6 protein-coding genes are annotated in these 9,177 nt (G+C 72.3%); 5 read left to right on the forward strand and 1 reads right to left on the reverse strand.

Annotated features, from left to right (window positions below):
* Positions 1-168 precede the first annotated feature (168 nt).
* On the forward strand, positions 169-1,614 hold the full coding sequence (locus C7C46_RS15010; RefSeq protein WP_110669797.1) for a gamma-aminobutyraldehyde dehydrogenase: 1,446 nt from the start codon (positions 169-171) through the stop codon (positions 1,612-1,614).
* A gap of 129 nt (positions 1,615-1,743) precedes the next feature.
* Positions 1,744-3,102: an aspartate aminotransferase family protein gene (locus C7C46_RS15015; protein ID WP_110669799.1), complete on the forward strand. Its 1,359-nt coding sequence runs from the start codon at positions 1,744-1,746 to the stop codon at positions 3,100-3,102.
* A 22-nt stretch (positions 3,103-3,124) separates the two neighbouring features.
* Here the strand turns inward: C7C46_RS15015 and C7C46_RS15020 are convergent, their stop codons facing one another.
* A complete protein-coding gene (locus C7C46_RS15020; protein WP_110669801.1) occupies positions 3,125-4,774 on the reverse strand; it encodes a PucR family transcriptional regulator in 1,650 nt (549 codons plus the stop codon).
* 204 nt (positions 4,775-4,978) lie between these two features.
* On the opposite strand from C7C46_RS15020, the gene C7C46_RS15025 reads away from it, so the two are divergent.
* The 3 genes from C7C46_RS15025 to C7C46_RS15035 all read left to right on the forward strand — a co-directional run bounded on the left by C7C46_RS15025 (position 4,979) and on the right by C7C46_RS15035 (position 8,786).
* Positions 4,979-6,505 (forward strand): gamma-aminobutyraldehyde dehydrogenase, encoded by a 1,527-nt coding sequence (locus C7C46_RS15025; RefSeq protein ID WP_110669803.1) that lies wholly within the window; start codon positions 4,979-4,981, stop codon positions 6,503-6,505.
* 106 nt (positions 6,506-6,611) lie between these two features.
* Positions 6,612-7,091, forward strand: a complete 480-nt coding sequence (locus C7C46_RS15030; RefSeq protein ID WP_110669805.1) for a hypothetical protein — start codon at positions 6,612-6,614, stop codon at positions 7,089-7,091.
* Between the two features lie 141 nt (positions 7,092-7,232).
* The gene (locus tag C7C46_RS15035) at positions 7,233-8,786 is read left to right on the forward strand and encodes a CoA-acylating methylmalonate-semialdehyde dehydrogenase (protein ID WP_110669807.1); all 1,554 of its coding nucleotides are present in this window, start codon (positions 7,233-7,235) and stop codon (positions 8,784-8,786) included.
* Positions 8,787-9,177: the final 391 nt, after the last annotated feature.

A 9,177-nucleotide genomic window follows, 5' to 3' on the forward strand; every position in this document is an offset into this window, starting at 1 on the left:
GAGCGACCTGTCGATTACGGCAGCCGGCAGGGTAGCCTTGCCGTGTACACGCGTCGGCGTCCACACGCCCGAAAGGGTCCCGGCCGAACCGCCCCGCAGGGCGCGGGCCCGGCGGTACCCTGGCGCCGGAATCTGCAACGTCGCAGGCCCAGACCGTAGGAGAAACCCGTGAGCGAGCTTCGTACGCTGCGCAACTACATCAACGGCGAGTTCGTCGATGCGGCCGACGGCCGCACCCTGCAGATCGTCGACCCGACCACCGGCCAGGCGTACGCGACCTCCCCGCTGTCCGGCGCCGCCGACGTGGACGCCGCGATGGCCGCGGCCGCCGCCGCCTTCGAGACCTGGCGCGACGCCACCCCGTCGACCCGGCAGAAGCTGCTGCTGAAGATCGCCGACGCGGTCGAGGCGCGGGGCGACGACCTGGTGGACGCCGAGTGCCGCGACACCGGCAAGCCCCGCGGGCTGACCAAGTCCGAGGAGATCGGGCCGATGGTCGACCAGATCCGGTTCTTCGCCGGTGCCGCCCGGATGCTGGAGGGCAAGGCCGCGGGCGAGTACATGGACGGGATGACCTCGATCGTCCGCCGCGAGCCGGTCGGCGTCTGTGCCCAGGTCGCGCCGTGGAACTACCCGATGATGATGGCCGTCTGGAAGTTCGCCCCGGCGCTCGCGGCCGGCAACTCCGTGGTCCTCAAGCCCTCCGACACCACCCCGGCCTCCACCGTGCTGCTGGCCGAGATCATCGGCGGCGTGCTGGCCGAGCTGGAGCTGCCGGCCGGCGTCTTCAACGTGCTCTGCGGCGACCGGGAGACCGGCAGGCTGATGGTCGAGCACGCCACCCCGGCGATGGCCTCGATCACCGGCTCGGTGCGGGCCGGCATCCAGGTGGCCGAGTCGGCCGCCAAGGACGTCAAGCGGGTCCACCTGGAGCTGGGCGGCAAGGCCCCGGTGGTGGTGTTCGAGGACGCCGACATCGCCGAGGCGGTCGAGGGCATCTCGGTGGCCGGCTTCTTCAACGCGGGCCAGGACTGCACCGCCGCCACCCGGGTGCTGGTGCACGAGTCGATCCACGACGCCTTCGTGACCGCGCTGGCCAAGGCCGCCGCGGAGATCAAGACCGGCGGGGTGGACGAGGAGGACGTGCTGTACGGCCCGCTGAACAACGTCAACCAGCTCAAGCAGGTGGCCGGCTTCATCGAGCGGCTGCCCGGGCACGCCAAGGTCGAGACCGGTGGCCACCAGGTCGGCGAGGTGGGCTACTTCTACGCCCCGACCGTGGTCTCCGGCCTGCTGCAGGACGACGAGATCATCCAGAACGAGGTCTTCGGCCCGGTCATCACGGTGCAGAAGTTCACCGACGAGGACCAGGCGGTCGGCTACGCCAACGGCGTCGACTACGCGCTGGCCTCCTCGGTGTGGACCAAGGACCACGCCCGGGCGATGCGGATGTCGCGCCGGCTGGATTTCGGCTGCGTCTGGATCAACACCCACATCCCGCTGGTGGCCGAGATGCCCCACGGCGGCTTCAAGAAGTCCGGCTACGGCAAGGACCTGTCGGGCTACGGCTTCGAGGACTACACCCGGGTCAAGCACGTCATGACCGCGATCTGAAGGATCGTCTGACCGGTGAAGGGCCAAGGGGCACTGCCCCTTGGCCCTTTGCACAGTGTCAGCACGGCCGCCGGACCACCTGACAAGATGCCGGTACATCCGGCCCGCGCGGTTACCTACGCTGGCGGCATGAGCATCCCCACTGCCGATCCCGCCGCCGGGCAGGCCGTCAAGGCCGCCGACCGCGCGCACGTCTTCCACTCGTGGTCCGCCCAGGCCCAGATCGCCCCCCTCGCGGTGGCCGGCGCCGAGGGCTCGTACTTCTGGGACTACGAGGGGAACCGGTTCCTCGACTTCTCCTCCCAGCTGGTGAACGCCAACATCGGCCACCAGCACCCCAAGGTGGTCGCCGCGATCCAGGAGCAGGCCGGCAAGCTCTGCACCCTGGCCCCCGGCTTCGCGGTCGAGGCGCGCAGCGAGGCCGCCCGGCTGATCGCCGAGCGCACCCCCGGCGACCTGGACAAGATCTTCTTCACCAACGGCGGTGCCGAGGCCACCGAGAACGCGATCCGGATGGCCCGGCTGCACACCGGCCGGCAGAAGGTGCTCTCCACCTACCGCTCGTACCACGGCGCCACCGCCAACGCGATCGCGCTGACCGGCGACCCGCGCCGCTGGCCGAGCGAGACCGGCACCTCCGGCGTGGTCCACTTCTGGGGCCCGCACACCTACCGCTCCGCCTTCCACGCCGAGAACGAGGCGCAGGAGTGCGAGCGCGCGCTGTCCCACCTGGAGCAGGTGATCGCCTTCGAGGGCCCGCAGACGGTGGCCGCGATCATCCTGGAGACCGTGGTCGGCACCGCCGGCATCCTGGTCCCGCCGCCCGGCTACCTGGCCGGGGTGCGGGAGATCTGCGACCGGTACGGGATCGTCTTCATCCTCGACGAGGTGATGGCCGGCTTCGGCCGCACCGGCGCCTGGTTCGCCGCCGACCACTGGGGTGTCACCCCCGACCTGCTCACCTTCGCCAAGGGCGTCAACTCCGGCTACGTGCCGCTGGGCGGCGTGGCGATCAGCGCCGAGATCGCCGCCACCTTCGCCGAGCGCCCGTTCCCCGGCGGCCTGACCTACTCGGGCCACCCGCTGGCCTGCGCCTCCGCCGTCGCGACCATCAACACGATGGCCGAGGAGGGCATCGTGGAGCACGCCAAGGAGATCGGCGAGACCGTGCTCGGCCCGGGCCTGCGCGAGCTGGCGGAGCGTCACCCGGTGATCGGCGAGGTCCGCGGGCTCGGCGTGTTCTGGGCGCTGGACCTGGTCCGCGACCGGGCCACCCGGGAGCCGCTGGTGCCGTACAACGCGAGCGGTGCGGCCAACGCGCCGATGGCCGAGCTGGCGGCGGCCTGCAGGAAGCGCGGGCTGTGGCCGCTCACCAACATGAACCGGTTCCACGTGGTGCCGCCGTGCACGGTCAGCGCCGAGGAGGCCCGCGAAGGCCTGGCCGCCCTGGACGAGGCGCTCACCGTGGTCGACGCCCACGTCGCCTGACGGGGCGTCGGCCGACCCTGCCTCAGCGGCGCACCGCGTCCAGCGCGAGCAGCGCCACGTGCAGCGACAGGCAGGACTCCACCTGGTCCAGGTCCACCGCCAGGATCCGCTCCACCTTGTGCAACCGGTCGTAGAAGCTCGGCCGCGACAGATGCGCCGCATCTGCCGCGGCCGACTTGTTCCGTCCCTGCTCCAGGTAGACCCGCAGCAGTTGGACCAGCTGCGACCCGTGCTCCGCGTCGTAGGCCAGCAGCGGGCCCAGCTCGCGCTCCACGTAGGTCTGCAGCCGGGCGTCGTCGCGCAGCAGGTGGAGCAGACCGCGCAGCCGCACGTCGGGCAGCCGGTAGTAGGAGGCGGCCCTGGCCCCCGGCGCGTCGTGCAGGGCCGCGTCGGCGACCTGGGTCGCCTCCAGCAGGGTGCGCCGGGCGTCGCGCACCGAGCCGACCGAGGAGCCCACCGCCACCACCGGCGGCGCGCCGTCCCGCTCCTTGCCGCTGTCCGCGATCAGCCGGCGCAGCGTCGCGGCGAACGCCTCCAGTGCGGCGTGCTCCTCCTGCTGCGAGCCCAGCGCGATCAGCAGGCCGACCCCCTCGTCGTCCAGTGCGCCCACCAGGGCGGCCAGCCGGCAGGACCGGGCGGCGCCCGCAGCCAGCTCGGTGAAGTCGCGCAGCCGGGCCTGCGCCTCCAGCGCGGCGGGCAGCGCACCGCTGCGCCGGCGCAGCACCACGCCCACCAGCCGCCGCCCGTCCAGCGGCACCCCCAGCGCCTGGGCCCGCAGCGCGACCTCGGAGACGGTCAGCGCGTGGGTCATGATCCCGGACAGCAGGGTGCGGTGGGTCTGCCGCTCCAGGCTCTCCCGGTCGCGCACCAGCAGCCGGTTCAGTGCCAGCGTGGCCGCCCCGCGTTCCAGCAGCATCGCCCGCGGGTGCGCCTCGTGCTCCGGCAGCGGCGTCGGATCGTCCACCAGGACCAGCCGGCCCCAGTCCTCGCCGCGCGCACCGACCGCCGTCACCAGCCAGCCGCTGCGCGGGTCGAACCCGGTGCGCCCGGTCGGGCGCACCGCACGTGAACGGCGCTCCCAGTGCTCCAGCAGCTCGTCCTCGGTCTGCCCGGCCGGATCGTGCGCCAGCACCTGGTGGCTGAGGTTCTCCAGCACCACCGGCCGCCCCGCCATCCGGGCGATCTGGCGCAGCACCTCGGAGGGTTCGGCGCCCTCCACCGCCAGCTCGTTGAAGACCTGGTGCACCGCCTCGGAGGCCCGCAGCTGCTCCAGCTGCGCGTTCACCACCAGCGCGTGCACCGCCTCGGTCACGGCGACGAAGCGGATCTCCCGGCGCAGCACCACCAGCGGCAGCCCGCGCTGCTCGGCCGCGTGCACCAGGGCCTTGGGCAGGGAGTCGAAGTAGCGCCGGCCGAACTCCACCACCAGGCCCGCCGCGCCCACCTCGACCAGCTCCCGGATGTACCGGGCCAGCCCCTCGCGGTCCTCCGGCAGCGCGATCCCGGTGCTCAGCACGAGTTCGCCGCCCTGCAGCATCCCGGCCACGTCCGGCAGCTCGCTGACGTGCACCCAGCGCACCGGGCGGTGCAGCCGGTCCGCCCCGGCCACCACCTGCGGCAGGCCGCGGCGCAGCACGTCGAGTTCCAGGACCTGGGAGACAGTGGGCAGCACGCAGGGGCCTCCTGACGGCGGAGCGGGGGTGACAGCAGCATCTTGCCTCCCCACCGGTCCCGGCCGCCTCCGCGTGGGGTTTACATCCTGCTAGGCGCTCGGCGGCTCGGCTGTCGGAGTGACCCTTGTCCGGCCCCGTGGCGCCCGGCAGGGTCGGCAGGGAGCGAACCGGGTGGAATGGAACGTATGGAGGAGAACCGACCCATGGAGCTGACCGATTTCGCCGCGGGTGCCCAGTACCTCGGCGGGCGAGCCGTACCCGGCACCGGCGCCGAGCCCTTCGACGTGGTGAACCCGGCCGACGGCAGCACCGTCCAACGGGTCCGGTTGGCCGCCAGGGCCGATGTCGACGAGGCCGTCGCGGCGGCCGCCGCCGCACTGCCCGACTGGTCCGCGGCCTCGCCCGCGAGCCGCTCCGCCGCGCTGCTCAAGCTGAGCGCGGTGCTCAGCGAGCACGCCGCCGAGTTCGCCGCGGTCGAGACCGCGCAGACCGGCAAGCCGATCCGGCTGGCCACCGAGTTCGACGTCCCCGGCACCATCGACAACACCGCCTTCTTCGCCGGCGCCGCCCGCCAGCTGGAGGGCAAGGCCGCCGCCGAGTACTCCGGTGACCACACCTCCTACGTGCGGCGCGAGGCGATCGGCGTGATCGGCTCGATCGCCCCGTGGAACTACCCGCTGCAGATGGCGGCCTGGAAGGTGCTGCCGGCCGTCGCGGCGGGCAACACCGTGGTCCTCAAGCCCGCCGAGCTCACCCCGCTCACCTCGCTGATGTTCGCCCGCGCCTGCACCCTGGCGGGCATCCCCGACGGCGTGGTCAACGTGGTCACCGGCGCCGGCCGCGAGGCCGGCGAGCACCTGGTCGGGCACCCGGAGGTGGCCATGGTCTCCTTCACCGGCTCGACCGCGGTCGGCAAGCGGGTGGCCGAGCTCGCCACCGCCACCGTCAAGCGCACCCACCTGGAGCTCGGCGGCAAGGCGCCCTTCGTGGTCTTCGACGACGCCGATCTGGAGGCCGCGGTGCACGGTGCGGTGGCCGGCTCGCTGATCAACAGCGGCCAGGACTGCACCGCCGCCACCCGCGCCTACGTCCAGCGCCCGCTCTACGAGCAGTTCGTCGCGGGCGTCGCCGAGCTGTTCGCCGCGATCCGGGTCGGCGACCCGCGCAACCCGCAGACCGACCTGGGCCCGCTGGTCTCCTTCACCCACCGCGACCGGGTGGCCGGCTTCGTGGAGCGGGCCCGCGACTACGCCACCGTGGTCACCGGCGGCTCCCGCGGCAAGCTCGGCCACGACGGCACCGACCTGACCCGCGGCGCCTTCTACCTGCCGACCCTGATCACCGGTGCCCCCCAGCACAGCGAGGTGGTGCAGGGCGAGATCTTCGGCCCGGTCCTGGTCGTGCTGCCCTTCGACAGCGACGACGAAGGCCTGCGGCTGGCCAACGACACCCCGTACGGGCTGGCCGCCTCCGCCTGGACCCGCGACGTGCACCGCTCGCTGCGCGCCACCCGGGAACTGGCGGCCGGCTGCGTCTGGGTCAACGACCACATCCCGATCGTCAGCGAGATGCCGCACGGCGGGTACCGGGCCTCGGGCTACGGCAAGGACATGTCGCAGTACTCGCTGGACGAGTACACCCAGGTCAAGCACGTCATGTACGACACCACCGCGGTGGCTCGCAAGGAGTGGCACCGCACGATCTTCGGCGACCCGGGCCGACTCGGGTAGCCGACCGCCGCGGGAACCGGCAAGAACCGGTGCAGGAAGCGGTGTAAGAGCTGCCGCCCGGACCGCTCTCCCCTGATGACGGGTCAGCGGATCGGGAGGACGGGTCATGGACAGCAGCCGAGGGAACGACGCGGTGGCCTGGTTGGCGGCCGCCGCACCGGACCCGGCCGCCTGCCGGCGGGAGTGGGAGCGCAGCGCGGGCGGCGTGGTGCTGCTGCCCGCCGGGCGGCGCTGGGACCTGCTGCGGGTGCCGGCCCGGCTCGGGCTACCCGCGCTGCGGGTGCTGACGGACGCGCCCGTGGCCCGCGGCAGCGGCCGGCTGCCCGGCCCCGTGCTGACCGACCCGGGGGACGACACCGTCGGCTACCTGGTGCCGGTCGGCACGGCAGCGCGCTGGGTCGGCACGGGGGTGCACGGCGCCGGCGCGGGCGCCTGGGTGGCGATTCCGCACCCCGCTCGGCGCAGCCGGGGCCTGCGCTGGCTGCTGGCCCCGGACGGCTCCGGGCGCCTGACCGACCCGGCCGCCCTGGAACTCGCGTTGCACGAGGCGGCTGCCGGTTCGGGCGGGCCTTGGGGACCCCGGTGAGGCCCCGTTGGCGGGCCGTAGCACACCATGCCGACGAGGTGTAAGGCCAAACGGGCTATCTCCGTCAGTGTGCTCGTTGAGCAGGTCGGACAGGGCGACCAGACTGGGGGAGGAGCCAGTGATATTGGGAGGCAGACCACCGTGAGCACGTCCTCTGAGCGCCCCAGCGGCGCGGACAAGCACGTCGTCCACTGGATCGGCGGAGCGCCGGTCCCGACCGCGGGCAGCGCGCCCCGGCGCGGCGACATCTACGACCCGGCCACCGGCCGGGTCTCCGGCCAGGTGGACTTCGCCGGCATCGCCGAGGTCGACCAGGCGGTGGCCGCCGCCTCCGCCGCCTTCGGCGACTGGCGCAACGCCTCCGTGGCCAAGCGGAGCACGGTGCTCTTCGCCTTCCGCGAGCTGTTCAACGCGCGCAAGGACGAACTGGCCGCACTGATCGTCTCCGAGCACGGCAAGGTGCACTCCGACGCGCTCGGCGAGCTGGCCCGCGGCCAGGAGGTGGTGGAGTACGCCTGCGGCATCCCGCAGCTGCTCAAGGGCAGCTTCACCGAGCAGGCCTCCACCGGCATCGACGTCTACTCGATCCGCCAGGCGCTCGGCCCGGTCGCCATCATCTCGCCGTTCAACTTCCCGGCCATGGTGCCGATGTGGTTCTTCCCGATCGCCATCGCGGCCGGCAACACCGTGGTGCTCAAGCCCTCGGAGAAGGACCCGTCGGCGGCCAACTTCCTGGCCGAGCTGTGGCGCGAGGCCGGGCTGCCGGACGGTGTCTTCAACGTGGTGCACGGCGACAAGGTCGCGGTGGACCGGCTGCTGGAGCACCCCGACATCAAGTCGGTCAGCTTCGTCGGCTCGACCCCGATCGCCCGCTACGTCTACGAGACCGGCACCCGGTACGGCAAGCGGGTGCAGGCGCTCGGCGGCGCGAAGAACCACATGCTGGTGCTCCCCGACGCCGACCTGGACCTGAGCGCCGACGCCGCGGTCAACGCGGGTTTCGGTGCGGCCGGCGAGCGCTGCATGGCGGTCTCGGTGCTGGTCGCGGTCGACCCGATCGGCGACGAGCTGGTGGAGAAGATCAAGGAGCGGGTGGCCACCCTCAAGGTCGGCCCCGGCTGCAACGGCGACTCCGAGATGGGTCCGCTGGTCACCGGCCAGCACCGCGACAAGGTCACCTCCTACGTGGAGTCCGGTGTGGCCGACGGCGCCGAGCTGGCGGTGGACGGGCGCAAGCACGTGATCACCACCGAGGACGTCAACGGTGAGCCGACCGCCGACGGCTTCTGGCTCGGCCCGACCCTCTTCGACCACGTGAAGCCCGGCATGTCCGTCTACAACGACGAGATCTTCGGGCCGGTCCTCTCCGTGGTGCGGGTCTCCTCCTACGAGGAGGGCCTGGCGCTGATCAACGCCAACCCGTACGGCAACGGCACCGCCATCTTCACCAACGACGGCGGGGCGGCCCGCCGCTTCCAGCACGAGGTGGAGGTGGGCATGGTCGGCATCAACGTGCCGATCCCGGTGCCGGTCGCCTACTACTCCTTCGGCGGCTGGAAGGCCTCGCTCTTCGGCGACGCCCACGCCTACGGTCCGGACGGGGTGCAGTTCTTCACCCGCGGCAAGGCGATCACCCAGCGCTGGCTGGACCCCTCGCACGGCGGCATCAACCTCGGGTTCCCGACCAACAGCTGACAGCGAGTCGACCGGGCCGGTCCACCCCTCGCGGGGCGGGCCGGCCCGTGGCATGTCCGGGCGAAGGTTTGCACCCGAGCCAGGAAAGGCGTAGCGTGTCCTAGTCGCTCGGCAGGGAGCACCGGACACGCGTCTGCGCGGACGGTCCCGGGGCGGCCACTCTCCCGAAACACCATTCCCAGTACGACAACCTTCTTTTGCGCGCCGCCGCAGGGGGCTCTGTTCTGCTGTGTCTGCATTTCGGCGGGTGGGTCTGGATTCGCTTTCCGGAGCGGAGTTGGGCTAAAGTTCAACACGTCGGACGGGCCGTCAGGTCGCGGAAGACGAAAGCGAGTCGGGAAAGAGCACGAGCTCGGATCTGATAAGCTTGAAACACGAAAGAACGAAGCCC

Source organism: Streptomyces tateyamensis, assembly GCF_003205575.1.
Classification (GTDB): Bacteria; Actinomycetota; Actinomycetes; order Streptomycetales; family Streptomycetaceae; genus Kitasatospora; species Kitasatospora tateyamensis.

What these genes read in the sequence shown, in the direction of transcription:
- C7C46_RS15025 (WP_110669803.1), top strand. Translation starts at nt 4,979, where the DNA reads ATGGAGCTGACCGATTTCGCCGCGGGTGCCCAGTACCTCGGCGGGCGA.
- C7C46_RS15030 (WP_110669805.1), top strand. Translation starts at nt 6,612, where the DNA reads ATGGACAGCAGCCGAGGGAACGACGCGGTGGCCTGGTTGGCGGCCGCC.
- C7C46_RS15015 (WP_110669799.1), top strand. Translation starts at nt 1,744, where the DNA reads ATGAGCATCCCCACTGCCGATCCCGCCGCCGGGCAGGCCGTCAAGGCC.